The organism is Ruegeria sp. BG5 (assembly GCF_056538425.1).
Window position 1 is genome coordinate 2046299 of record NZ_JBQFTC010000001.1, and the last position, 23996, is coordinate 2070294.

Consider the following 23996-nt stretch of genomic DNA (forward strand, 5'->3'; position numbering starts at 1 on the left):
ACCTTATGCGGTTGATTTCGTTCATCAACGCCCTTTTGGTCATTGTTGCACTGTATTTTCTTGTGTTCGAGCGTGACGCGCTGTTTGCGTTTGCCGGACGGGGTGACGCCGAGGACTCTTCCACAACCGAGGTCGAAACAACCCAGGTTGCAACCGTTGACGAGGCAACTATTCGCGTTGTCGCGCTGCGCTCGGAAGCGCGCGAGATCGACAGCGCCGTGGTGCTGCGTGGTGAAACCCAGGCCAACCGGCAGGTCGAGGTTCTGGCCGAAACAACCTCGACCGTCGTTTCGGAACCCAAGCGTCGGGGTACATTTGTAGAGACCGGCGATCTGCTGTGCGAGCTTGATCCGGGCACCCGCCCTGCCAGCCTGGCGGAAGCCATGGCCGGAAAACTGGAAGCCGAAAGCCGCATTCCTGAGGCCGAAGCGCGGCTGGAAGAAGCGCACGCGCTTGTGGCCGAGGCGCAGATCAATCTTACTGCCGCCCAGAAACTGTCAGAAACCGGGTTCGGGTCCGAGACCCGGCGCATTTCCAGCGAAGCCGCGATGAGCACCGCCGAAGCCGGCATCAAATCCGCCGAAGCCGGGCTGGAAGCCACCCGCGCCGGGATCGAAGCTGCCACAGCCGAGGTCGAAGCCGCACGGCGTGAGATCAACCGCCTGACCATCGAAGCCCCGTTTCAGGGCCTGCTGGAAAGCGACACGGCAGAGCTTGGCAGCCTGATGCAGCCCGGTTCGCTATGCGCCACGGTCATCCAGCTTGACCCCATCAAGCTGGTCGGCTTTGTGCCGGAGACCGAGGTCAACCGCGTGCAGGTCGGTGCAGAAGCCTCGGCGCAACTGGTTACCGGGCGACAGGTTGAAGGGCGCGTGACATTCCTAAGCCGGTCGGCGGATGAGACCACCCGTACCTTCGAGGTTGAGATCACCGTACCGAACCCCGATCTGACCATCCGCGACGGGCAGACCGCAACGATCCGCATTGCAGCCGAAGGGGCCAAGGCGCATCTGCTGCCGCAATCGGCGTTGACGCTGAACAATGAAGGCCAGTTGGGCGTGCGCACCATTGGCGCGGGCGATGTGGTCGATTTCATGCCGGTCCGCGTATTGCGGGATACCGCCGATGGCGTCTGGATTGGCGGATTGCCGGAAAAAACTGATATAATCGTTGTCGGACAAGAATTCGTGACCCGGGGCGTCACCGTCGCCCCGACCTATCAGGAAGCGTCACAATGACAGGTATTGTTGCTTGGGCCGCTGATCGGGCCCGAATGGTTCTGGCCTTTATCGCCATCTCGCTGGTCATCGGCGGATTTGCCTATGTCAGCCTGCCAAAAGAAGGCGAGCCGGATATCGAAATCCCGGCGCTGTTTGTATCGGTCCAGTTTCCGGGCATCTCGGCTGAGGATTCCGAAAACCTGCTTGTCAAACCGATGGAGACCGAGCTTGCGGACCTTGACGGTCTGAAAGAAATGACGGCAACCGCCGCCGAAAGCTATGCCGGTGTCGCGCTGGAATTCGACTTTGGTTGGGACAAGACGGCGATCATGGCCGATGTACGCGATGCCATGAACAGCGCGCAGGCCGAGTTCCCCGAAGGGGCCGAGCAATATTCGCTGCACGAGATCAACTTTTCCGAATTCCCCATCGTCATCGTCAACCTGACCGGGGCCGTGCCCGAACGCACAATGGCCCGCGTAGCCAAGGACTTGCAGGATGAGCTTGAGGCACTGGATTCGGTGCTGGAGGCCGGTATTGCGGGCAATCGCGACGAATTGCTTGAGGTCGTCATCGACCCCCTGCGGCTTGAAGCCTACAACGTCACAGCAGCCGAACTGATCAATGTCGTGCAAAACAACAACCAGCTGATCGCAGCGGGTGAAGTTGAAACGGCGCAAGGCACATTCTCGGTCAAGATCCCCTCGTCCTTCAAAACCGCGCAGGATGTCTATGGGCTGCCGGTCAAGGTCAACGGTGACCGGGTGATCACGCTGGGTGAACTGGCCGAGATCAATTACACCTTCGAAGACCGCGAAGGCACGGCACGGTTCGATAATGTGCCGACCGTCGCGTTACAGGTGGTCAAGCGGAAAGGGTTCAACCTGATCGACACGGTCGAACAGGTCAAAGCAACCGTTGCCGAGGCGCAAAGCAAATGGCCGCCAGAACTGCAAGCCGCCGTGGATGTCGGCACGTCGAACGACCAAAGCCGCATCGTGGGATCGATGGTCAGCCAGTTGGAAGGCTCGGTCCTGACAGCGATTGCGCTGGTGATGATCGTTGTGCTGGCCTCACTGGGGTCACGCGCCGCGTTGCTGGTGGGTTTCGCCATTCCCACGTCGTTCCTTCTGTGTTTCGCGTTCCTGGCGGTTATGGGCGTCAGTATTTCGAACATTGTGATGTTCGGTCTGATCCTGGCGGTTGGTATGCTGGTGGATGGTGCGATTGTGGTGGTCGAATATGCCGACAAGCGCATCAAGGAAGGCGTCGGCCCGATGCACGCCTATGTCGAGGCGGCGCAGCGGATGTTCTGGCCCATCGTCTCATCCACTGCGACAACGCTGTGTGCTTTCCTTCCAATGCTGTTCTGGCCCGGCGTACCGGGTGAGTTCATGGGGATGCTGCCCGTCACCCTGATCTTCGTTCTGTCCGCCTCGCTGATCGTTGCGCTGATCTACCTGCCGGTCATGGGCGGCGTGTCCGGCCGCCTGAGCCGTGTCTTTGACCGCTGCTCGAATTGGCTGCGGGCCCGCACGCCGTGGTGGCTGCGTGCGGTGTTGGTGGCCCCTTCGTTCTACCTTGTGTTCCTGGGCGCAATGCAGGTGTTGAACCCGAACTACCTTGTGCCGGGTGGTGGTTCCTTCATCGGCGCTGTCATGATGATCTTTGGCGCGTTCGCCGGATCGGTCACGCTGGGTGCGGCCAAGATCGAACGCAAGCCGGACACCAAGATTCATACCGCGAAAGAGCACACGCCATTCGGCTATTTCATCAAGTTCCTCGTCGGCAACCCGATCATGCCGATTGTGTCCATCGCCGCCGTCGGGTTTGCAGTGATGACCGTGATGACGATCTTTGGCGAAAACAACCGCGGCGTTGAGTTCTTCGTCGAAAGCGAGCCCGAGCAGGCCACCGCCTTCGTAAGGGCGCGGGGCAACCTGTCGCTGGCGGAAAAAGACGCCATGGTTCTGGCCGCCGAACAGGTAATCGCGGCCCATCCTGCGGTAATCAACGTCTTTTCCTTCGCCGGTGAAGGCGGGTTGGACCAGAACAACGGCGGTGCACAGGACCCGGCGGATACCGTCGGGCGCGTTCAGTTCGAGATCATCCCATGGGAAGACCGCCCGAACATCTCGGAACCCATTCTGGGTGGGTTGTTTGATCGCCACTTTGTCGCCCCTGAATATGACGGCGACTATGTGCTGGACGAGCTGAATACCCAACTGGCCGAACTGCCCGGCTTCGTGGTCGAGATTCTGCCGCTGGAACAAGGGCCGGCCTCGGCCAAGCCCGTGCATCTGCGGATCAAGGGTGATGGTTGGGACAGTCTGACAAGCGCCACTCTGGCCGCGCGTGAGGCGTTCGATACCATGCCCGGCCTGATCAAGATCGAAGACACTCTGCCCCTGCCCGGCATCGACTGGCAGATCGACGTGGATGTCGCCAAGGCGGGTCGGTTCGGGGCCGATGTGGCAACTGTTGGGGCCATGGTGCAACTGGTCACGCGCGGTATCCTGCTGGGTGAGATGCGCCCCGACTCCACGGATGAAGAGATCGAGATCCGCGTCCGCCTGCCCGAGGAAGACCGCGTTTTGTCCACGCTGGACACCTTGAAAGTCCGCACGCCTGACGGGCTGGTGCCGCTGTCGAACTTCGTGTCGCGTCAACCCGTGGCGAAGCTGGCCGAGATCAACCGCATCGATCAGGAGCGTTACTATGACGTCAAGGCCGATGTTGAACCCGGTCTGAGCAAGGTGGTGACGGATGGCCCCGATGGCACAGACAAACGTCTGGCCGTTCTGCGCGCGCTTGAGGATGGTGCCGCGCCTTCGGCCTCGACCCTGACAACGCCGGACGGCAAGCAGTTCGACCTTGTTCAATTGACCGGTGCAGGCAGCGTCGATGAGCTGCGCGGCGTGATCGACGCAGGTGACGCCCGCATCAGCCTGATCAATCCAAACGAACGTATTGCTGTTCTGACCGAGTGGCTGCAAACCGACCCGTTCGATCCCGCAATCAGCTGGGAATGGACCGGCGATCAGGAAGAACAGGCCGAAAGCCAGGCCTTCCTGTCCAGCGCGTTTCTGGCCGCTTTGGGACTGATGTTCGTGATCCTGTTGGCGCAGTTCAACAGCTTCTACAACTCGGTTCTGGTGCTGTTGGCGGTGGTGTTGTCCACGACCGGCGTCCTGATCGGGATGCTGGTGATGGAGCAGCCCTTCTCGATCATCATGACCGGCACCGGGATCGTTGCGCTGGCAGGCATCGTGGTGAACAACAACATCGTTCTGATCGACACCTATCAGGAATACAGCCGCTATATGCCCCGGATCGATGCCATCGTGCGCACGGCCGAGGCCCGGATCCGTCCGGTTCTGCTGACCACGCTGACCACAATGGCCGGTCTGACACCGATGATGTTTGGCCTGTCGCTGGATTTCGTCAATGGCGGCTACACCATCGACAGCCCCACCGCGCTGTGGTGGAAGCAACTGGCGACCGCCGTGGTGTTTGGTCTGGGTATCGCGACCGTGCTGACCCTGATCGTGACGCCATCCTTCCTGGCGCTACGCGTCTGGGTGACAACCTACGCGGTTTGGCTGGGCAAGCTTCTGGCACGGGTGTCCGCAGGCCGTTCCAGCAGGATCGCGCAGGACATGGCAATTGGCCGGACCGCGCGCGCCATGCAATCGACCGAGATTGTGTGGGACGATCAGCCTCTGCCCAATCGGGTCGAACCCGAGGATCGCCCCGACACCCCGCCCGGCGCACCGCTGAAAGCCGCAGAATAAAGCAAAAGGGCGAACCGCAATGGTTCGCCCTTTTCAATAGTCCGGTCCGTGGTCCCGATTATTCGGTGAACGTGTATTCACCCAGATCACACAAATCCAGGCCGAAATCTTCGTAGGTACCGCCGTCATCGAAGACGCCGCGTATGTCATAAACGCAGGTGCTCAGGCCGTCGGCGATCAGAACCTCGACCTCGTAACCCGATGCCAGATACCCGTCGACTAACAGGTCTTCTTCCCATTCATCGGACGAGCTTGTTGAAACGTTGAATTCAACCAGATCCGAGCTGGTTTCGTTAACCAGCAGGAAGTTAAGATCTTCGGCTTTGGCCGCTGTGCTCGACACTAAAAGCGCAGCGGTCAGCGCCGCCGTAAACTTGTTCATTGGTATATCCTTTGTTGAACCTCGCCGCAGCATTTCGCTGCGCCAGCCCTGAATTTCATCCCAGGAGAGAAAGGTCAATTCAAAGCTCAACCGAATTGAGCGAAAGCCTCAGGCAGCCTGACTGTCGGATTGCTGTCGGCTCCACAGTTGCGCATAGCGCCCTTCGCGGGCCAGCAATTCGTCATGGGTGCCCTGCTCGATGATCTCACCGGCCTCGAGCACGACGATGCGGTCGGCCTCGGCTATTGTGCTCAGCCGGTGGGCGATGGTGATCACTGTGCGCCCTTCACCCGCGCGGGCCAGCGCATCCTTGATGTCCTGCTCGGTATCCGTATCAAGGGCCGAGGTCGCCTCATCCAGCAACAGGATCGGCGGGTTCTTCAGCAGCGTGCGGGCGATCCCAACGCGCTGCTTTTCACCGCCGGACAGTTTCAGCCCCCGCTCGCCCACTTTGGTGTCATAGCCTTCGGGCAAGGAGGCAATGAAGTCGTGAATCTGTGCCGCCCGCGCGACCGCTTCAACATCTTCCTGCGTCGCGCCATCCCGGCCATAGGCGATGTTGTAGCGGATGGTGTCGTTGAACAGAACCGTGTCCTGCGGCACAACGCCGATAGAGCCGTGCAAGCTGGCTTGGGTCACGTCCCGCACGTCCTGCCCGTCGATTTTCAGGGCCCCTCCGGTGACGTCATAGAAACGGAACAGGAGGCGTCCGATGGTGGATTTCCCGGACCCGGTCGCCCCAACGATGGCCACCGTCTTCCCTGCCGGAACGGTCAGAGACACGCCTTTCAGGATTTCACGGTCCGGGTCATAGCCAAAGCGCACATCCTGCAACGTCACCTCACCGCCATTGACGTTCAGCTTGGGCGCATCGGGCTTGTCTTTGACCTCGGCGGGTTGTTCCAACAAGTCGAACATCTGCCCCATATCGACCAGAGCCTGCCGGATTTCACGATAGACAGTGCCCAAAAAGTTCAGCGGCACGGTAATCTGGATCATGTAGGCGTTCACCATCACGAAATCGCCTACGGTCAGCGACCCGTTCTGCACCCCGACAGCCGCCAGAACCATAACCCCGATCAGACCACAGGTGATCAGGAAGGACTGCCCGAAATTCAGGAACGCCAGCGAATAGGCAGTTTTCAACGCAGCCCCGGCATAGGCCTTCATCGATACGTCGTAGCGTTCGGTCTCGCGCGTTTCCGCGTTGAAATATTTGACGGTTTCAAAGTTCAGAAGGCTGTCGATGGCGCGTTGGTTGGCTTCGGTGTCCTGATCATTCATCTCGCGCCGTAGCTTCACGCGCCATTCGGTGACGACAAAAGTAAAGCAGATATAAAGCGCGATGGTGACCGCCACGACCACCAGATACCAAATGTCGAACAGCCACATCAGGATGACGGCGATCAAGAGCAGTTCCAGGATCAGGGGCCCGATCGAAAACAGCAGGAATCGCAGAAGGAAATCGACGCCTTTGACCCCACGCTCGATAATGCGGCTCAGGCCGCCGGTGCGGCGGGTGACGTGATAGCGCATCGATAACTGGTGGATATGCCCGAAGGTCTCAAGCGCAAGGGCACGCAGGGCACGTTGACCCACCGGGGCAAAGGACGCATCGCGCAATTGCTGAAACCCAACCGTCATCATGCGCGCAACGCCATAAGCGACGGTCAACCCGACCGCGCCCAGCGCAACGGGCGGAACCCCTTCCCCCGCCAGCGCATCAACGGCCCCTTTATACAGGATCGGTGTATAGACCGCGATCAGCTTGGCCAGCACCAGCATCGACATCGCAATGACGACCCGGCGCTTCACCCAAGGCTCATTATCCGGCCACAGGTAAGGCGTAACCTTGCGGATCGTGCGCCAGCCCGACTTTCGTTCGTCGATCTCGGCCAATTCCTCAGATGTCATTGGGACCGTCCGTCTCATCACGTACCTTGTCTGCGGTCAGAGATATACTCTGGCCCCAAAAGGGCCAGAGGTTTCTTTATTCAGGGATCGTGAAAACCTGCCCCGGATAGATCAGGTCCGGGTCCCGGATCAGGTCGCGGTTGGCATCAAACAACCGGACATACAGAATGCCATCACCAAAACGCTCGCGCGAAATGGCCCATAGCGTGTCGCCCTTTTGCACAGTGACCGAGCGGATCGGGGCCGCCTGTTCCGCAACCTCTTCCGAAGCCGTCGCCTCGGCTGCTTGCAGAACTTCCACCGGCTCGCGTTTGAAGGGCGTTTCCACCCGGCTGATGACGGTGCCATCGGTGGCAACCTCATCCACCCGCAAGGTGTAGACGCCCGGATCGATCCCTTCCAACTCGCCCCGCCAATTGCCGTCATCGGCAGGTGTCAGATCCGCAACCAGACGGTTGTTCAGGTAAAGGCGAACGGCAGAGCCTTCGCCAACACGACCTGTCAGTTCGACCTCACCGGTGTCGGAATAGCCAATCGTATCCAACTCGACCTGTTGCGGTTCGCTGGCAGACGCGGATGGAGACTGAACCAACTCAACCCCCTCTTCGCCCGAGCGTAGAACGGCAATCTGTTGATCCTCAGCTTCATCCTCGACGGGGGCGGCTTCGGCAACCTGCGTGTCTTCAGCAGGCTGTTCCGGTTGTGCCGGGGCTTCGCCGCTGTCCGTTTCCGTTGTCGTCACTGGCGCTTCCTCGGGTTCTGGCACCGGATCGGCGCTGGCCACCTGTTCGTCTTCAACCGGTTTCGGCAGCGCCGCAATCAGGTAGTCATCCGACTGCGCAGTTTGCTGGCCGTCCGAGGTTTGCAGCACCAGACCTTGCGCATCATCGCTGAACGGGATCGACACGAACTCGGCAAACTGCCCGCTGCTGTCCACGGTGAAGCTGTGAAGGGGTTCTCCGTCCAGCAGTACCTGAATCTCGCTGCCGGGGGCCGCTTCGCCGGACAGCAGAGCATTGCCGTCTTTTTCAACGAAAATCTGATCTAGGACAGGAGCGGCGATTGCAGGGGCCTCGGCCACCTCTTCGGTGGTTTCCGCCTCGGGCTCTGCTTGGGTTGGCTCGTCGGTCGCGGTATCGGCAACTTCTGGCGTGGGCTGTTCGGCGGGCTCTTCCGTGGCGGCTTCGGCCTCATCCGACGCAACCTCGGCGGTGTCCTTCGCTGGGGCTTCGGCTGCTTGCTCAGTCTCTGCTTCTTCAGTCGGTTGCTCGGTCTCGTCCGCCGGCACCGCAGCCGTTTGTTCCTGAGGGACGTCTTCCGGTGCCGGGGCCGAGGTGAATACCCCGGACAGATACAGTCCACCGGCCCCCAGAATTGCGATGATACCGGCAACCACCCCCCATACGAAGTTGCCCGAGCTTCCGTTTCCCGACTTGGCGTCCATTCTTTTCCTTTCGCTCCGCAGCGCGAAGGCATTCATTCCTAATGCGTTCCGGCGGACAGTTGAGCCAATTTATCAATCCCGCTATCACGGGTCAAAACCCCTGACACAACCCCGGAGCCCCCATTCGATGTCCCAGAAATCTGTCTGTGTGTATTGCGGGTCACGCAATGGCGCAAAACCGGCCTATTCCGATACGGCCCGAACGTTTGGCACCTTGCTGGCAAAGGAAGGCTGGCGGCTTGTTTACGGTGCCGGAGATGTTGGCCTGATGGGCGAAGTCGCCCGCGCCGCACAGGACGCAGGCGGCGAGACCTTTGGCGTCATCCCGGTACATCTGGTGCAGCGCGAGGTTGGCAAAACCGACCTGACCCATTTCGTGATCACCGAAACGATGCACGAGCGCAAGAAAGTCATGATCATGAATGCCGACGCAGTCGTTGTTCTGCCCGGTGGCCCCGGGTCATTGGATGAGCTGTTCGAGGCGCTGACATGGCGGCAGTTGGGTCTGCATGACAAGCCCATCGTGGTGGTGAATGTCGATGGCTATTGGGATGCCCTGCATACGCTGCTGGATCAGGTCATGGGTCAGGGCTTTGCCGACGCATCGCTGGCCGATTTCATCACATGGGCCGACAGCGCCGGGGCCGCCATGGACGCTTTGCGCGACAAACTGGCTTAGTGTGGGCGGCTGTTGCCGCCCTTGGCGCCCTTACGCCAGCCGCGGCGCGGGCTTCAGGCGTTGCCGCAAAACCCGCTCGACCTTGTGCAGCGGATGGTTGGTCAGCGTCTTATCGACCTCGGCCACGACCTTGGCCAGCACGTCGCTGTGCAAACGCCGCCGCAACAGCCCCAGCACATGGGGGCTGGCGACCAGAACCAGACGTTTATACGCGCCCTTCAACCCCTTGCGGTTCAGCAGGTTTGCCAGATCCTGCACGAAAAGGGACTTGGCATGGGTTTTCCAGGACACCTCCTCCATCGCCGATTTCTGATTGGGACCACCGTCATTTCGACGCCCTGCACGATCTGAAGGCTTTGCAGGCAGCGTATCTGGTTCTTCGACCGAAACAACAACCAGATTGGGGTCTTCGGCATCGGTGATGTTCTCCATGAACAGCGCCTTTTCCCCGTCTGCAATAATAACCCAGGTTCCTTGTGCAAGTGCGACCATCGTGTTCTCCCGTAGCGATGTCAGGTGGCATCCCTCATCCGTCAGTCATAGCGTCTGCCCACAGCCTCGTAGGTGTGGCGGTTGCCGTCCGTTTTGTTGTTGGCGGGCTTCTCCTTCCGCTCACCTTAGGTAAGCATTGGCAGGTGGGGTACAATCCCGTCTCAGGATGAAACTTTGTTCATCGGCGGGATTTTTCTGATCAGGCCGACAGCTCGATCACGGTGATCTCGGGCGTTACGCCAAAGCGCACCGGCAACATGGAACAGCCAATGCCACCCGACACAACCAGATCGCGCCCATCTTCGTGCACATGGCCATACGCATAGCGATTGCCAAACCGCGATGGCACGACCGGAGACCACCCGAACAGCCGCACCTGCCCTCCATGAGTGTGACCGCACAACGTCAATGCAACACGGCTTGGCACCTTGGGAAAAATGTCGGGCTCATGTGCCAACAGAATTGCCGGGGCGTCCGGCGGGATCTGCTCTAGCGTTCCGGGCAGATCATCCACCCCGGTATAAACACCTCGGCTATGGCGAATGGCGATCTGATCCCCAAGGCCCGCCAACCAGACACCGTTTGGCAAGGCTACCGCCTTGTTTTCCAACACCGGAATACCGTTGCGCTCTAGCTCGACAGCGGTTTCGACCGGCCCGCGCCCCCGGTCTTGCGCGGCTTTGTCCTGCCACCAATCGTGGTTGCCCAATATCGCGTAAACACCTAGCGGAGCCGACAATGCCCCCAAAACCGTGGCCGTCTCACGCACCGGAACATCCTTGGTCACATAGCTATGCCCGGCCGTCAGATCGCCCAAAACCACGATCAGATCGGCACCCAGCGCATTTGTGCGCGCCACGATCTTCTTTAGCCGAGACAGCGGCGTCGTCGGCTCTGCCATATGCAGGTCGGTCAGGACCGCGACCTTGATCGGGCGGTTCTGCGGCCAATCCGAGCGCTTCACCCGCCACCGACGCACACGCAAGCGCAGCGCCGGTTCGATGAAAAACCCGTAAAACGCAGCAAAAAGGCCTGCCAGCGTCACCGCCAGCAGGCCCTTTATGAACCCTCGTCGGGTCAAGGTTTACATCCGCGATGCAACGTTTTCCCAGTTTACCAGATTATCGAGGAAGTTCGACAGGTAAGCCGGGCGCTTGTTGCGGAAATCGATGTAGTAGCTGTGCTCCCATACGTCACAGCCCAAAAGAGCGGTCTGACCAAAGCACAGCGGGTTCACGCCGTTTTCAGTCTTGGTCACGGCCAGCGAGCCGTCCGCGTTCTTGACCAGCCACGCCCAGCCCGAGCCGAACTGACCGGCACCTGCGGCGCTGAATTGCGACTTGAACTCGTCAACCGAGCCGAAGCTTTCGGTCAGAGCCTTCTCCAGCTCACCGGGCATGGCATTGCCGCCGGGGCCCATCATCTCCCAGAACTGGTTGTGGTTCCACAGCTGGCTGATGTTGTTGAAGATTCCGTTCTGCGCCACGGCGTTTGCGTCGTAGGTGCCAACGATGATCTCTTCCAGCGACTTGCCGTCCCACTCGGTCCCGGCGATCAGCTTGTTGCCGTTGTCGACATAGGCCTTGTGGTGCAGGTCGTGGTGATATTCCAGTGTTTCCGCGGACATACCCTTGGCTGCCAGCGCGTCATGTGCATAAGGAAGATCAGGAAGTTCAAAAGCCATGTCGGCCCCCTGTTAAAATGTAAGTTGCGGTTCCCAAGGTTAAATGCTTTGGCAGCAGCCGCAGGTCAAGAGCCGAGACAAGAAAACCCGGAGGTCCGCGATGCTGACACAGGCGCGCAAGATGTTCTACCGCGCCCGCGGATACTATGCGGGCACCCTGAACGGAGAACCGTTCCGCCTGGACCCCTACCATTCGAAATTCTGGCGCAAAGCCTCGGCGGGCGACTGGGAGCCCGAAACCTTTGCGGTTCTGGACCAATATCTGTCGCCTGATCGTGACTATCTGGATATCGGGGCGTGGATCGGCCCCACCGTTCTCTACGCCGCGCGCTGCGCCCGCCATGTCTGGTGTTTCGAACCCGATCCCGTGGCCTACCGCCATCTGGTCTGGAATCTGCACCTGAACGACATCCGAAACGTGTCGGCCTTCAGCATCGCCCTGTCGGATGGGTTCGGGGTGACGCGCATGGCATCCGCCCATGGCGAGGCGGGCGATTCAACATCGTCGCTGCTGCATGACGGCAGCCACGGTACGGATGCAATGACGATCGGCTGGGATCAGTTCGCAACCGCCGTCGATCTGTCTGAGGTTGCTTTGGTAAAAATGGATATCGAAGGCGCCGAATACCCGGTCCTGCCCTCATTGACCCCGTGGTTACAGGCCACGAACCCCGCCCTGCTGCTTTCGACCCACGCGCCCTATCTCGACGCAGAAAACCGGGCGCCCGCGATGAAACAACTGGCTGACGCACTGGCCTTCTACGGCCAATGTCGGGACCCGCTCACCGGCGAAACCGGCGCATCGATCCTCACCGGAAACCGCGCCCTGACCCAGTTCCCCACTTTCCTGTTCAGCACGAACCCCTGACCCCGTGGGCCACCGGTCCGCCCTTCATCTGGCCAAAAATATCCTGGGGGTGAGGCCGAAGGCCGAGGGGGCAAAGCCCCCTCACCCAGCTCTCAACACCGGCACCGGGTTTAGTAAACGCCAACCTCGCTGCCCGGCTGCGCCGCAACCTTCAGCAGGTTGAACGCATAATCGGCAGCAGACCGGAAGCACACAACCCGGAACGTTTCGGCGTCGTCCATCCAGAACGCGCCGGCCACCTGCGCCAGGCGCGAGCGGCGGATTTGGCCGGGCTGAAAAGCCTCGGGTGACAGATCGACCGGGGACAGTTTGCCCAGAACCTCGCGCGCGGACGCGCCCGAAATGCGGAACACCGCCCGCGCGTCCGAGACGTTGACCGCAAGGGCATGTGTGCCGCCAAGCGCGTTGTTCATCGCCGCCAGCTTGGCCTCGACCTCGGCATAGGGAACCAGCACCAGCAGCTCGTCGGTGGACATCCAGCAGACGCCGGTATCGCCATCGACCAGAGCCTCACGCTGAGCGGGCATTTTCTGCCCGGTGGCGTCCTTGACGGCCTTGGCCAGCACCTTGTCCGACAGGTCGCCGCGCAGGGTGATCATGCCCTGCAGGCCGGTTTCCTCGACCCTGGCGATGCCGTCATAGCTGGCGTGGTTCAGTGCGCTGATGGGTTCAGACATTCTGCTTCTCCCCGTCCTTGTCGAAGAAGATCGGGTCCACGATCTTGGCTTTGTAGATTTTGTCATCCGTGCCCGGGAACTCGACAATCTCGCCCATCCTGTCGGGGCCGTGCTTGATCAGGCCCATGGCGATGCCTTTGCCCAGATTGGCCGAGTAATAAGTCGAGGTCACGCGCCCGATCATATTGCGCTGACCATTGGCGTTGACGCCCTCGCCGACTGCGTAAGCTCCGTCCGGGATCACAGAACCATCCACAGTCTCGAGCCCTACCAGTTTCCAGCGCTCGGGATCGGCCATATGGGTCCGCGAGTGGGCGCGTTTGCCGAGGTAGTCCTCTTTCTTTTTCGACAGCGCCCAGTGCAGCCCCAGATCCTGCGGGATCACGGTGCCGTCGGTCTCGTCGCCGATCATGATAAAGCCCTTCTCGGCCCGCAGGATGTGCAGACATTCGGTGCCGTACGGCATCACACCGAATTCTTTGCCAGCCTCCATCAGCGCGTCCCAAAACGCCTGTCCCTGCGACGCAGGCACGGCGATCTCATAGGACAGCTCACCCGAGAACGAGATGCGGTAAGCGCGGCAATCGAAGTCACCGATTTTTCCGTCGCGCCATTCCATGAAGGGCAGCGCCTCTTTCGACACATCCATCCCGCCCAGTTTCTCAAGCACCTTGCGGGCATTGGGGCCAACCACGGCGACCTGAGCGTATTGCTCGGTCACATTGGCGACATAGACTTTCCAGTCCCACCATTCGGTCTGCAACCACTCTTCCATATGGCCATGGATGCGCTCGGCCCCGCCGGTGGTGGTGTGGCACAGCCATGTATCCTCATCGATGCGGGCGACAACGCCGTCGTCGATCAGGAACCCGTTTTCCGAGCACATCAGACCATAGCGGCATTTGCCGATCTTCAGCGTGGACATCATGTTGGTATACATCATGTCGAGGAACTTGCCCGCATCCGGGCCTTTGACGATCAACTTGCCCAGAGTCGAGGCGTCCAGCAGGCCGAGGTTGTCGCGGGTGTTCTTCACCTCGCGGTTCACCGCGTCATGCACGGATTCACCGGGACGCACATAGGCATAGGTCCGGCGCCACTGGCCGACCGGCTCCCAATCAGCGCCGTTCTTGTCGTGCCAGTTGTGCATCGGCGTCTGACGGATCGGCTGGAACACCTCTCCGCGCGCTTCACCGCCAATCGACGCCAGAGAGATCGGCGTGTAGGGCGGACGGAACGTGGTGGTGCCGACCTTCGGAATCTCTGATTCCAGCGCATCAGCAAGGATCGCCAGACCGTTGATATTACTCAGTTTACCCTGATCGGTCGCCATGCCCAGCGTGGTGTAACGCTTGGTATGTTCGACACTTTCGTAGCCTTCGCGCGCGGCCAGCTGAACGTCCGAGACTTTGACGTCGTTCTGGAAATCCAGCCACGACTTGGCGCGCAGCTGGATCTCGGCATTGGCGGGCATTAGCCACACGGCCTCCATCGGGGCCTCAGCGATGGTTTCGCCAACGGGTGCTTTGGTGCGCTTGGGCTTTTGACCGACTGCTTTGGCCGCGGCCTTACCAGCCGCATCCGCGTCGGCCAGAACATCCGCCAAAGCCAGCGGCCCGTTCGAGGACCCGGCGGCCAGAACAAACCCTTCGCCATTTGCACCTAGAGGCGGGCGCGACGGGTCGGGGCGGAAATGGGCGTGCGTCTCATCCCAGATCAGCTTACCGCCGCAATGCGACCACATATGCACAACCGGAGACCAACCGCCCGACATGGCAACCGCGTCGCATTCGACCTCTTCCCGCGCGCCGCCGACGCCCTCTTGATTACAGATGGCAACTTTCTTGACGCGCTTGCCGCCCTTGACCTTGGCGATGGCCTTGCCTGGATCGACACGGATGCCAAGCTGGCGCGCCTCTTCCGCAAGCGGCCCGGCGGTGGCGCGGGCGTCGACCACGCGGATCACATCCACTCCGGCCTGTTTCAGGGTAATAGCCGTGCGATAGGCGTCATCGTTGTTGGTGGCGACGATCACCTTCTCGCCCGGGGTCACGCCCCAGTTCACGACGTAGTCGCGCATGGCCGAGGCCAGCATCACGCCCGGCACATCGTTGCCCGCAAAGGACAGCGGGCGCTCGATGGCTCCGGTCGCTGTCACAACCTGTTTGGCGCGAATACGCCACAGGCGATGGCGCGGGCCTTGCGCGCCCGGGTTGTGGTCGGTCAGACGCTCGTATCCCAGCACGTAGCCGTGGTCATAGACCCCCGCACCCATGCAGCGAGACCGCATGGTGACGTTGTCCATTGCTTCGAGTTCGGAAACCAATTGTTCCACGAACTTATCCACAGGTTCTCCGTCTACCAACCCGCCATCAACCGGAGCGCGACCGCCCCAATGCGCGGTCTGCTCGATCAGCATGACCTTTGCACCGGACTGCGCCGCCGCCTTGGCGGCCTGAAGACCCGCAACACCGCCGCCGATCACCAGGACATCGGTGAAGGCATAGAAGTGCTCATAAGTGTCCGCATCGCGGCTGTCCTTGTCGGGGGCTTTGCCCAGACCGGCGGACTGACGGATGAACGGTTCATACACATGCTTCCAGAACGGTTTCGGATGGATGAACATCTTGTAGTAGAAACCGGCGGGCAGGAACCGCGACAGGTGGGTGTTGATCGCGCCCACGTCGAATTCCAGATTCGGCCAATGGTTCTGCGACGCTGCGGTCAGCCCGTTGAACAGCTCGGTCGTGGTGGCGCGCTGGTTCGGCTCGAACCGATTACCCTGCCCCAGTCCGACCAGCGCGTTCGGCTCTTCCGCGCCGCTGGCGACCACGCCGCGCGGGCGGTGGTATTTGAACGACCGGCCCATCATCATCTGATCATTGGCCAGCAGGGCAGAGGCAAGCGTGTCGCCCTCATACCCCTGCATCGAGGTGCCGTTGAAGGTGAAGGTAACCTTTTTCGACCGATCAATCAGACGGCCTTGTTTTGCGAGACGGGTGCTCATTGTGCGGACCTTTCGCAGGTGGAGGCGTCAGGGCCTCCGGCGGGAGTATTTTGGAAAAGATGAAGCATCAGGAGAACTCTCTCCACGTCCAGCCGGGCCGTTTGGCGGCGATGGCGTCCTTGATCTCTTGCGGCGGCTCAGAGGTCTGGGCGGTGTAGGTGCCGAACACCTCGAGCGTTTGGGTGCAGCGCGCGGCGTGGAACCACTTGCCGCAGCCATTGGCGTGGCGCCAGCGTTCGAGGTGAACGCCCTTGGGGTTTTCACGCATGAACAGGTAGTCGTGGAACTCGTCATCCGACGAGCCCGGGCCATAGCGCTTCAGATGCGCCTCGCCACCGGCGGCCAGTTCGGTTTCTTCGGCGTCAACGCCACAATAGGGGCAATTCAGGATCAGCATGTGGTCATCCTTTTGGCGGTCAGTCGGCGCGCGGGCCGATCAGAATTCTGTTCTTTGGCACCTTCGGGCAGCCCCTTAGTGCGCCACCCCGGCGGCGACGCTTTCGTCGATGAAGCGGCCCTCTTTGAAGCGGTCCAGCGAGAATGCCTCGGTCAGTGGCGAATGCCCCGTGGCCATCAGCTGTGCCATGCCCCAGCCCGAGCCCGGAATGGCCTTGAAGCCGCCGGTGCCCCATCCGCAGTTGATGAAGCAATTGCCCAGAGGTGTTGACGACAGGATGGGCGAGCGATCCCCGGTCATATCCACGATCCCGCCCCATTGGCGCAGCATCTTCAGGCGCGAGATCATCGGGAAGGTCTCGACCAGTGCCCGTACCGTTTCCTCGATGTGGTGGAAGCTGCCGCGCTGGGTGTAGTTGTTGAACCCGTCGGTGCCACCGCCAATCACCATCTCGCCCTTGTCGGACTGCGACATATAACCGTGCACGGTGTTGGCCATCACGACCACATCCATGCAGGGTTTGATCGGCTCTGACACCAGCGCCTGCAGGGCAATCGCCTCCAAAGGCAGACGGAAGCCCGCCATCTCGGCCAGTTGACCGGAATGGCCTGCCACTACGATCCCCAGCTTGTCACAGTCGATCGAGCCTTTGGTGGTGTCGACGCCGACAACGCGACCATTTTCGGACCGAACGCCTTTGACTTCGCATTGCTGGATGATGTCCATCCCCATCGCCGAACAGGCGCGGGCATAGCCCCAGGCCACCGCATCATGGCGCGCGGTGCCGCCGCGTTCCTGCCACAGCGCCCCCAGTACCGGATAGCGCGGACCGTCGATATTGATGATCGGGACCAGTTCTTTGACGCGCTCGGGGCCGATCCACTCGGTCTTGACGCCTTGCAGCGCGTTTGCGTGGGCGGTGCGCTGATAGCCGCGAATTTCGTGCTGAGTCTGGGCCAGCATCATCACGCCGCGCGGGCTGAACATGACGTTGTAGTTCAGGTCCTGGCTCAGGTCTTCATAGAGGCTGCGCGCCTTTTCGTAGATCGCGGCCGATGGGTCCTGCAGATAGTTCGACCGGATGATGGTCGTATTCCGACCGGTGTTGCCACCACCCAGCCAGCCCTTTTCGATCACGGCGACGTTCTGGATGCCGTAGTTCTTGCCAAGGTAATAGGCCGTCGCCAGACCATGCCCCCCCGCACCGACGATGATCACGTCATAGCGTTTCTTGGGCTGGGGGGACCGCCAAGCGCGTTCCCATCCTGTGTGATAGCGCAACGCTTCGCGCGCCACAGCAAAGGCTGAATAGTGTTTCATAAGCGAATCCATCCGGTTCGGTGATTGTGCGAAGATATGCCGTGTTGGCCGACTCTACCCCTGCCGGGCAACGCCACAATATAGCACTATTGCGACATGTCGCCCTTTCGCGGCCATTTGTCCCTTTTGTCGGGCGTCTGACAGGTCTAAGTCAAAGCAGCTATTTCGGAGGGACCATGACGTTCTGGGTTCTGCTACTGATCATTGCGCTGTTGATCGCGGCGTTCCTGAGCTACAGCCTGCTGCGTGGCCGTCGCGGCGCCGAGCCTGCGGCGGCCTATGATTTGCGGGTCTATCGGGAACAACTGGCCAGCGTTGACCGCGATCTGGCGCGCGGTGTCATTGGTGAAGCGGATGCCGAACGGGTCCGCACCGAAATCTCGCGCCGCATTCTGGCAGCAGATGCGCAGATGGCCAAAGAGGTCGCAGGTGCCGGACCGTCGGGCGTTGTATCCGCGATCACAATTGCGTGTCTGACCGTGGTTCTGGCGGGCGGCGGGTTGTGGATGTATCAGCGGATCGGCGCGGTTGGTCTGCCAGATATGCCCCTGACCGACCGCATCGAACTGGCCGAGGAGGTGCGTGCAAACCGCCCACCGCAAGCCGCTGCCGAGGAGTTGGCGACACCACCGCCACCGCGCGAGTTGGATGAAAGTTACGCCAACCTTCTCAACCAGTTGCGCGAAACAGTTGAAGCACGGCCCGAAGATCTGCAGGGGCATATGCTGTTGGCTCAGCACGAAACCAACGCTGGCAACTTCAAGGCTGGATACCAGGCGCAGCAGCGGGTGATCGAGCTGTCCGGAGACACCGCAACCGCCGATGCCTATGCGGATTTCGCCGAGATGATGATTCTGGCGGCCAACGGATATGTCTCGCCCGAGGCCGAGCAGGCACTGTCGCAAGCGCTGGATCGCGATCCACGGCACGGGCCGGCCCGGTACTATCTGGGCCAGATGTTGGCGCAGGTCGGACGCCCGGACATCGCTTATCGAATGTGGATCGAAACCCTGCGCGACGCCCCCCAGGGCGCGCCCTGGGCCGAGGCGATCAGGGTTCAACTGGATGAACTTGCCTTCCGAGCAGGTGTTTTCAACGCGCCGGACATTGCACCGGCCCCCGGACCCAGCCAAGAGGATATAGCCGCCGCAGCCGAGCTGACGCCGGAAGAACGGCGGGAGATGATTCAGGGCATGGTCGACCAGCTTTCAGACCGGTTGGCGACCGAAGGCGGCTCGCCCGAGGAATGGGCCCGTCTGATTGCAGCACTTGGGGTTCTGGGCCAAGGCCAGCGGGCCATAGATATCCACAAGGAAGCGAAAGTGGTGTTTGCCGATAACGCGGATGCGTTGCAGATGCTGGACGCGGCCGCCCTGCAGGCCGGGATCGCGCAATGATCCACGACGCGTTCGAAGACTTCGCAGCCGCCCTGCCCCCGATGACCGCGCTGATGGGGCTGGACCTTGGGGAAAAGACCATCGGCGTCGCGGTCTCGGACCGGATGCGCGGCGTGGCCAGCCCGCTGGAAACCGTGCGACGCAAGAAGTTCACTCTGGATTCCGCCCGTTTGCTTGAGATCATCGCAGATCGCGAGATTGGCGGCGTCATTCTGGGCCTGCCTAAGAACATGGACGGGACTGAGGGTCCAAGGTGCCAATCCACCCGCGCCTTTGCCCGCAATCTGTCGCGCCTGACCGACGTCTCCATCGGGTTCTGGGACGAACGGCTCAGCACGGTTGCGGCAGAAAAGGCACTGCTCGAGGCGGATACGACACGAAAACGTCGCGGACAGGTTATCGACCACGTCGCAGCCGGTTATATCCTGCAAGGAGCGCTGGACAGGCTGCGCTTTCTATAACTGGTCGGAGACCGCTGATGACGAATATGGTTTGGAAACGGAACGAGGTTGAAAGCCCGTGTGTCCAGATCTGTGTCGTACACCCGACCGAAAGGATCTGCACCGGCTGCTACCGCACCATCGACGAGATCACCCGGTGGTCCAAGATGGACAGCAGCGAACGCGCCGAGATCATGGAAGACCTGCCCGCCCGCAAGCCACGCCTGGCAAAACGTCGCGGCGGTCGGGCGGCCCGGTTGAACGGTTCCTAAACCCCTAGTTCGTTTTGACGCGCCGGTCCTCGTCCTTGGCATCGGTCGCGCTGTGAATCGGTTCCCGACCGCGCAATTCTTCTGCAAACAGATTGATGATCTCGGACTGGCTTGTCCGAGGCTGGTCGGAGATCGGGCCTTGTTGATCGTCACGGGCCAAATCACCCGGCAAAGGCAGCACAACTCCGTTTCCGGAAAAGATTTTATTTAAGACAGTCCTGAACGTCATTTCGAGCATCCTGTAGTGAATTAAATAATCGATGTCGCCGCGGGTCGCGTCCGAGCTCCGAGGGTCGGCTCAAGAACGTAGCTGAATGTGAGTGGCAACCCGCGGCAACGAGGCTGAGCTAATCAATGCAAACTTCATTTTTACGGGGAAAACACTCATATTTTCCTCGTTTTTGAGGTTGAAAACACTAAACCCCACAAATTCCAACAAATTCCCTTACGTCACAAAATGACGATATCTGGGGCCCAAAAGGCCATTTTTCGGGTGCTGGGCCCGTTTTCGAATCAAATGTGGTCAGAAATCAGCCCGCAGACAGCCAGGATTTGGCGTTTTCGATCTCTTCCGAGGGGAAGAATTGCGTGCGCGTGCCAAGGACGTGACTGGCGACGCGTTGCGCCATCTGCTGCCATGCCTTGTTGCCGACAATCGCCGCGCGATCCAGCATCCGGATATGGCCGCTGGCCAGACGAAAATGCGCAGCCAATGCCGACAGCCCCTGCCACCCGTCAAATTCGCGCAGGTCAATAAGCAGCCGGAACCCCTCGCGATCCTGCAAAAGCAGGTCCAGATCGCGGCCGGCCTTGGCGTATTCTTCGGGGTCCAGCTTTCCAAGAAGGCTCAGTTGCACGCAGGATCCACCCAGATCGGTGACATGGATCGATCCCAGCGATTCCCGCATCCAGCGCCGTGCCGCCTCGAGCTCGGCCAATTCGAATACATGCAAAGGGCATGGCAGGATCGGGGCGGCCAGCCGGACACTGGTCTGAACCCACCCCCGATCGGCCACCACGCCAATCCGGTCAAAGCCGCGCCAATGGCTCAGGCCCAGCTTGGTGTCCGACCACGCGGCCCCCAGGTCATACCCTTTGAATTCGGGCTGCACGATGGCCAGCAGGCCGACCGTATCATGTTCGGCCAATGCGGCCTCGATCGCGGGAACAAGGGTTTCAGAGTAGTCGGTGCTGGTGACCTGACCGGACAGTTCAACTTCGATCAATGCGCCGTCAGAATTTCTATGAACTGTAATCATGACCCTAATTCTCCACCAAAAATCAATGGGCGGAGACTACGGAGATTCGATCCATTCGGCCACTCCCCCCGTGAACTCGGGGCGGAAATAGGCGATCATTCGACCATCAGGGCCAGCGGTGGCGCTGTCGCCCCATGGTGCAACCCCGTGCAGGCAATGGCGATGCAGCAGATACGCCTCGCCCGGTTTGGCGGGTAAAGCGATCCGGAGACAGGTTTCGAACACCTCTCGCCGCGCGGCCTGATAGGCGTCGGTGATATCGACCTTGTGCAGACCGTCCCTTGGATGCCCGGCCAAAGCGTCCCGGAACATGTCGCCCAGCAGCTTATGGCTGCCTTCCCACAGCACCATCGGGGCGGCGTCTTCGTTGGCCTCGGTCAGCGGGATACCCAAAATCCATGCGTGAGGCTCATCAACCCGGCGGCGGCGGTCCGGACCCATCGGGCGCAACCCATCCACATGCGCAGCATCCCGGTTTCGGCGATAGCGCGCGGCGGCCTCACTCTCCCCACGCCGGGGACGCGGATAGCCCGGATGGATGACCGAGACCTGCCCCCTATGAAGCGGCAGGTTTCCGTAGTGATCCTGAATGAATGACATCGCAACCCCGGTCAGAGGACCCGATTGCCCGACCCTGCCCTGCGCATCATTGGCCAAGGCATCCACGCCCACAAACCACGTTCCTTCGCAATCCAGCCATTCGGCATAGGCCGGGTCGTCTATGGACTGTCGGGCCACCGGAAGTGCATGAGCGACCCATGCCGCCAGCAAGGGATCATAGGGGAACTTCACCCAGCCCTTTGACCAGAAGTCATCTACCATCCCAGCGCCTTGCGCAGCATATTCAACGCAACAAGTGTCAGGAACACCGCAAAGACCCGCTTCAGGGGCTTCGGGTCCATCGCGTGGGCCAGCTTCACGCCCCATGGCGCGGTGATCATCGTCATGGCCACGACGATTCCGAAGGCCACAAGGTTCACAGCCCCGATCGTCAGCGGCGGTCGGTGCTCGGCCGCGATGCCAAGGAACAGGAAGCCCAGAACCGATGGGACGGCAATAATCACGCCAAACCCCGCCGCGGTTGCGACGGCGCGGTGAATGGGTGTGTTGTAAAGGCTCATCAACGGCACACCAAAGCTGCCGCCGCCGATGCCCATCAGGACGGACAGAAACCCGACCGAGGGCGACAGCGCCGCGCGTTTCACGCCCTTCGGCATCGCATCGCCCAAGCGCCATTCGGATTTGCCAAGGCCCAGATAGGCACCAATCACCATACCCAAAACGCCAAACAGGGCCTGCAGCGCCTCGGTCCGCAGGGCCGACGCCACCAGAACACCGACAATCGCACCGACAGCAATCCCCGGCCCCCAGCCGCGCAGAATGTCCCAGTCCACCGCGCCCTTCTTGTTATGGGCCAGAACAGATCGGATGGACGTCACGATGATGGTCGCCAGAGAGGTGGCAAGACACAGCTGCATCAGTTGCGGACCGCCATAGCCCAGCGTCTGAAAGGCGTAGAAGAACGCGGGCACCAAAACGATGCCGCCGCCAACCCCCAACAGCCCTGCCAGCACCCCGGCAAACGCCCCGATCACAAGCAAAAGACCCAGCATTTGGGCCAGCAACATCGTCTCGGGCATCTTTCCCCCAAAATACCGGCGCGGGCCGGTGTTACTTGTTCAGGCCTCGGCCAAGGGTGCGACGCGGTCCAGCGCTTGCAGCATCACCTCGGGCCCGGCGCCTTCATGCACCGCACCTTCGGACAAGGCCCGCCGCCAAGCTCTGGCCCCCGGACGCCCGGCAAACAGGCCAAGCATATGTCGCGTGATCTGGTGCAAACGCCCACCATTGGCAAGGTGGCGTTCGACATAAGGCACCATTTGTTGAACGACTTCAATCGGGTCTGACGGGGTTCCGCTCTGGTAAATCTGAACATCCGCTTCGGCCAAAACATCCGTGGGCTGATGATAGGCAGCCCGACCAATCATGACCCCATCCAAACCGGCATCCAGATGCGCTCGCGCTTCGTTCAATGAGGTGATCCCGCCATTGATCGAGACATGCATGTCCGGAAATTCACCCTTCATCCGATGCACCAGATCATAGTCAAGAGGCGGGATATCCCGGTTTTCCTTGGGGCTGAGACCCTGCAACCACGCCTTGCGCGCGTGGATCGTGACCCGATCACAGCCCGCAGCCCGGATTTGGGTCAGAAACTCGGGCAGAACCTCCTGCGGGTCCTGATCATCCACTCCGATCCGGCATTTGACCGTGACGTCAACATCCACAGCCTCGCGCATCGCAGCCACACAGTCGGCAACGCGCGCCGGCTCTCGCATCAACACGGCCCCGAAGGTTCCCGATTGCACACGATCCGAGGGGCAGCCGCAATTCAGGTTGATCTCATCATAGCCCGCATCCGCCCCAAGCCGCGCCGCCTGCGCCAGCTCTTCCGGGTCCGAGCCGCCAAGTTGCAGGGCAACCGGGTGTTCCTGCGGGCTGTATTCGAGAAGATGCAGCGCCCCACCCCGAACCAGTGCGGGGGCTGTCACCATCTCGGTATACAGCAGCGTTTCGCGGCTAAGGAGCCGGTGCAGATACCGGCAATGGCGGTCCGTCCAGTCCATCATCGGTGCCACGCTTAAACGCGCTGCTGTTTTTGCTTTGCCAGTCACAGCAAATCTCCGTCTTGGTCCGGGTACAAGTTGCATCCCGCCTGCCGCCGAAACCCGGCTGGTCTGGTCTAGCAC

Annotated in this window: 22 protein-coding genes; 7 read left to right on the forward strand and 15 right to left on the reverse strand. The window is 60.8% G+C overall.

Features of this window, described 5'->3' with window-relative positions:
- Window positions 1–5: 5 nt before the first annotated feature.
- Together ACR0KX_RS09730 and ACR0KX_RS09735 are read left to right on the forward strand one after the other, a co-directional pair.
- Complete coding sequence (locus ACR0KX_RS09730; RefSeq protein WP_170519516.1) at window positions 6–1238, forward strand: efflux RND transporter periplasmic adaptor subunit; 1233 nt, start codon at window positions 6–8, stop codon at window positions 1236–1238.
- Complete coding sequence (locus ACR0KX_RS09735; RefSeq protein ID WP_170449775.1) at window positions 1235–5014, forward strand: efflux RND transporter permease subunit; 3780 nt, start codon at window positions 1235–1237, stop codon at window positions 5012–5014. Before ACR0KX_RS09730 ends, ACR0KX_RS09735 begins: the two co-directional genes overlap by 4 nt.
- A gap of 58 nt (window positions 5015–5072) precedes the next feature.
- On the opposite strand, the gene ACR0KX_RS09740 is transcribed toward ACR0KX_RS09735, so the two are convergent.
- The 3 genes from ACR0KX_RS09740 to ACR0KX_RS09750 all read right to left on the reverse strand — a co-directional run bounded on the left by ACR0KX_RS09740 (window position 5073) and on the right by ACR0KX_RS09750 (window position 8754).
- A complete protein-coding gene (locus ACR0KX_RS09740) occupies window positions 5073–5396 on the reverse strand; it encodes a hypothetical protein (protein WP_170519523.1) in 324 nt (107 codons plus the stop codon).
- A 108-nt stretch (window positions 5397–5504) separates the two neighbouring features.
- Window positions 5505–7310 (reverse strand): ABCB family ABC transporter ATP-binding protein/permease, encoded by a 1806-nt coding sequence (locus ACR0KX_RS09745; RefSeq protein ID WP_170519526.1) that lies wholly within the window; start codon window positions 7308–7310, stop codon window positions 5505–5507.
- A 76-nt stretch (window positions 7311–7386) separates the two neighbouring features.
- Window positions 7387–8754, reverse strand: a complete 1368-nt coding sequence (locus ACR0KX_RS09750; RefSeq protein WP_480708369.1) for a LysM peptidoglycan-binding domain-containing protein — start codon at window positions 8752–8754, stop codon at window positions 7387–7389.
- Window positions 8755–8881: 127 nt separating this feature from the next.
- Here ACR0KX_RS09750 and ACR0KX_RS09755 point away from each other — a divergent pair, with 127 nt between their 5' ends.
- The gene (locus ACR0KX_RS09755) at window positions 8882–9433 is read left to right on the forward strand and encodes an LOG family protein (RefSeq protein WP_480626182.1); all 552 of its coding nucleotides are present in this window, start codon (window positions 8882–8884) and stop codon (window positions 9431–9433) included.
- A 30-nt stretch (window positions 9434–9463) separates the two neighbouring features.
- Here ACR0KX_RS09755 and ACR0KX_RS09760 read toward each other — a convergent pair whose 3' ends face one another.
- The 3 genes from ACR0KX_RS09760 to ACR0KX_RS09770 all read right to left on the reverse strand — a co-directional run bounded on the left by ACR0KX_RS09760 (window position 9464) and on the right by ACR0KX_RS09770 (window position 11609).
- Entirely contained in the window at window positions 9464–9925 is a 462-nt protein-coding gene (locus ACR0KX_RS09760; protein WP_480626183.1) for a host attachment family protein, read from the reverse strand.
- A gap of 199 nt (window positions 9926–10124) precedes the next feature.
- Window positions 10125–11006 (reverse strand): metallophosphoesterase, encoded by an 882-nt coding sequence (locus ACR0KX_RS09765; RefSeq protein ID WP_480708370.1) that lies wholly within the window; start codon window positions 11004–11006, stop codon window positions 10125–10127.
- Window positions 11007–11009: 3 nt separating this feature from the next.
- Window positions 11010–11609: a superoxide dismutase gene (locus ACR0KX_RS09770; RefSeq protein ID WP_113789565.1), complete on the reverse strand. Its 600-nt coding sequence runs from the start codon at window positions 11607–11609 to the stop codon at window positions 11010–11012.
- A gap of 100 nt (window positions 11610–11709) precedes the next feature.
- On the opposite strand from ACR0KX_RS09770, the gene ACR0KX_RS09775 reads away from it, so the two are divergent.
- On the forward strand, window positions 11710–12477 hold the full coding sequence (locus ACR0KX_RS09775; RefSeq protein WP_170622019.1) for an FkbM family methyltransferase: 768 nt from the start codon (window positions 11710–11712) through the stop codon (window positions 12475–12477).
- Between the two features lie 110 nt (window positions 12478–12587).
- Here ACR0KX_RS09775 and ACR0KX_RS09780 read toward each other — a convergent pair whose 3' ends face one another.
- From ACR0KX_RS09780 to ACR0KX_RS09795, 4 genes are all read right to left on the reverse strand, one after another.
- Window positions 12588–13154 carry a sarcosine oxidase subunit gamma family protein gene (locus tag ACR0KX_RS09780; RefSeq protein WP_170622020.1) on the reverse strand — a complete coding sequence of 189 codons (567 nt, stop codon included), beginning with the start codon at window positions 13152–13154 and terminating at the stop codon, window positions 12588–12590.
- Window positions 13147–16161, reverse strand: coding sequence for a sarcosine oxidase subunit alpha family protein (locus ACR0KX_RS09785; protein ID WP_170622021.1), 3015 nt, complete (start codon window positions 16159–16161; stop codon window positions 13147–13149). The genes ACR0KX_RS09780 and ACR0KX_RS09785 overlap by 8 nt, the downstream gene beginning before the upstream one ends.
- Window positions 16162–16228: 67 nt before the next feature.
- Window positions 16229–16558 (reverse strand): sarcosine oxidase subunit delta, encoded by a 330-nt coding sequence (locus ACR0KX_RS09790; RefSeq protein ID WP_170449744.1) that lies wholly within the window; start codon window positions 16556–16558, stop codon window positions 16229–16231.
- Window positions 16559–16633: 75 nt separating this feature from the next.
- Window positions 16634–17878, reverse strand: a complete 1245-nt coding sequence (locus tag ACR0KX_RS09795; protein ID WP_170449741.1) for a sarcosine oxidase subunit beta family protein — start codon at window positions 17876–17878, stop codon at window positions 16634–16636.
- Between the two features lie 176 nt (window positions 17879–18054).
- On the opposite strand from ACR0KX_RS09795, the gene ccmI reads away from it, so the two are divergent.
- Genes ccmI through ACR0KX_RS09810 form a run of 3 tightly spaced genes read left to right on the forward strand, consistent with a single transcriptional unit; the run spans window position 18055 to window position 19987 of the window.
- On the forward strand, window positions 18055–19275 hold the full coding sequence (gene ccmI / locus ACR0KX_RS09800) for a c-type cytochrome biogenesis protein CcmI (RefSeq protein ID WP_170622022.1): 1221 nt from the start codon (window positions 18055–18057) through the stop codon (window positions 19273–19275).
- The gene (ruvX, locus tag ACR0KX_RS09805; RefSeq protein WP_170449736.1) at window positions 19272–19736 is read left to right on the forward strand and encodes a Holliday junction resolvase RuvX; all 465 of its coding nucleotides are present in this window, start codon (window positions 19272–19274) and stop codon (window positions 19734–19736) included. Before ccmI ends, ruvX begins: the two co-directional genes overlap by 4 nt.
- A gap of 17 nt (window positions 19737–19753) precedes the next feature.
- Entirely contained in the window at window positions 19754–19987 is a 234-nt protein-coding gene (locus ACR0KX_RS09810) for a DUF1289 domain-containing protein (protein WP_170449733.1), read from the forward strand.
- Window positions 19988–19991: 4 nt separating this feature from the next.
- Here ACR0KX_RS09810 and ACR0KX_RS09815 read toward each other — a convergent pair whose 3' ends face one another.
- From ACR0KX_RS09815 to dusA, 5 genes are all read right to left on the reverse strand, one after another.
- Complete coding sequence (locus ACR0KX_RS09815) at window positions 19992–20168, reverse strand: hypothetical protein (protein WP_170622023.1); 177 nt, start codon at window positions 20166–20168, stop codon at window positions 19992–19994.
- 349 nt (window positions 20169–20517) lie between these two features.
- Complete coding sequence (locus ACR0KX_RS09820) at window positions 20518–21246, reverse strand: SpoIIAA family protein (protein WP_480708371.1); 729 nt, start codon at window positions 21244–21246, stop codon at window positions 20518–20520.
- Window positions 21247–21282: 36 nt separating this feature from the next.
- Window positions 21283–22068 carry a hypothetical protein gene (locus ACR0KX_RS09825; RefSeq protein ID WP_480708372.1) on the reverse strand — a complete coding sequence of 262 codons (786 nt, stop codon included), beginning with the start codon at window positions 22066–22068 and terminating at the stop codon, window positions 21283–21285.
- Window positions 22062–22886, reverse strand: coding sequence for a sulfite exporter TauE/SafE family protein (locus ACR0KX_RS09830; RefSeq protein WP_480708373.1), 825 nt, complete (start codon window positions 22884–22886; stop codon window positions 22062–22064). The genes ACR0KX_RS09825 and ACR0KX_RS09830 overlap by 7 nt, the downstream gene beginning before the upstream one ends.
- 39 nt (window positions 22887–22925) lie before the next feature.
- The gene (gene dusA / locus ACR0KX_RS09835; protein WP_170622299.1) at window positions 22926–23957 is read right to left on the reverse strand and encodes a tRNA dihydrouridine(20/20a) synthase DusA; all 1032 of its coding nucleotides are present in this window, start codon (window positions 23955–23957) and stop codon (window positions 22926–22928) included.
- Window positions 23958–23996 lie beyond the last annotated feature (39 nt).

Excerpts from the sequence above, each read along its gene's own strand:
- ACR0KX_RS09785 (WP_170622021.1), bottom strand. The coding sequence starts at position 16,161 with ATGAGCACCCGTCTCGCAAAACAAGGCCGTCTGATTGATCGGTCGAAA.
- ACR0KX_RS09745 (WP_170519526.1), bottom strand. The coding sequence starts at position 7,310 with ATGACATCTGAGGAATTGGCCGAGATCGACGAACGAAAGTCGGGCTGG.
- ACR0KX_RS09740 (WP_170519523.1), bottom strand. The coding sequence starts at position 5,396 with ATGAACAAGTTTACGGCGGCGCTGACCGCTGCGCTTTTAGTGTCGAGC.
- ruvX (WP_170449736.1), top strand. The coding sequence starts at position 19,272 with ATGATCCACGACGCGTTCGAAGACTTCGCAGCCGCCCTGCCCCCGATG.
- ACR0KX_RS09760 (WP_480626183.1), bottom strand. The coding sequence starts at position 9,925 with ATGGTCGCACTTGCACAAGGAACCTGGGTTATTATTGCAGACGGGGAA.
- ACR0KX_RS09825 (WP_480708372.1), bottom strand. The coding sequence starts at position 22,068 with ATGGTAGATGACTTCTGGTCAAAGGGCTGGGTGAAGTTCCCCTATGAT.
- ACR0KX_RS09750 (WP_480708369.1), bottom strand. The coding sequence starts at position 8,754 with ATGGACGCCAAGTCGGGAAACGGAAGCTCGGGCAACTTCGTATGGGGG.
- ACR0KX_RS09735 (WP_170449775.1), top strand. The coding sequence starts at position 1,235 with ATGACAGGTATTGTTGCTTGGGCCGCTGATCGGGCCCGAATGGTTCTG.
- ACR0KX_RS09780 (WP_170622020.1), bottom strand. The coding sequence starts at position 13,154 with ATGTCTGAACCCATCAGCGCACTGAACCACGCCAGCTATGACGGCATC.
- ACR0KX_RS09820 (WP_480708371.1), bottom strand. The coding sequence starts at position 21,246 with ATGATTACAGTTCATAGAAATTCTGACGGCGCATTGATCGAAGTTGAA.
- ACR0KX_RS09790 (WP_170449744.1), bottom strand. The coding sequence starts at position 16,558 with ATGCTGATCCTGAATTGCCCCTATTGTGGCGTTGACGCCGAAGAAACC.
- ACR0KX_RS09755 (WP_480626182.1), top strand. The coding sequence starts at position 8,882 with ATGTCCCAGAAATCTGTCTGTGTGTATTGCGGGTCACGCAATGGCGCA.
- ACR0KX_RS09795 (WP_170449741.1), bottom strand. The coding sequence starts at position 17,878 with ATGAAACACTATTCAGCCTTTGCTGTGGCGCGCGAAGCGTTGCGCTAT.
- ACR0KX_RS09730 (WP_170519516.1), top strand. The coding sequence starts at position 6 with ATGCGGTTGATTTCGTTCATCAACGCCCTTTTGGTCATTGTTGCACTG.
- ACR0KX_RS09810 (WP_170449733.1), top strand. The coding sequence starts at position 19,754 with ATGACGAATATGGTTTGGAAACGGAACGAGGTTGAAAGCCCGTGTGTC.
- ACR0KX_RS09830 (WP_480708373.1), bottom strand. The coding sequence starts at position 22,886 with ATGCCCGAGACGATGTTGCTGGCCCAAATGCTGGGTCTTTTGCTTGTG.
- ccmI (WP_170622022.1), top strand. The coding sequence starts at position 18,055 with ATGACGTTCTGGGTTCTGCTACTGATCATTGCGCTGTTGATCGCGGCG.
- dusA (WP_170622299.1), bottom strand. The coding sequence starts at position 23,957 with ATGCAACTTGTACCCGGACCAAGACGGAGATTTGCTGTGACTGGCAAA.
- ACR0KX_RS09775 (WP_170622019.1), top strand. The coding sequence starts at position 11,710 with ATGCTGACACAGGCGCGCAAGATGTTCTACCGCGCCCGCGGATACTAT.
- ACR0KX_RS09770 (WP_113789565.1), bottom strand. The coding sequence starts at position 11,609 with ATGGCTTTTGAACTTCCTGATCTTCCTTATGCACATGACGCGCTGGCA.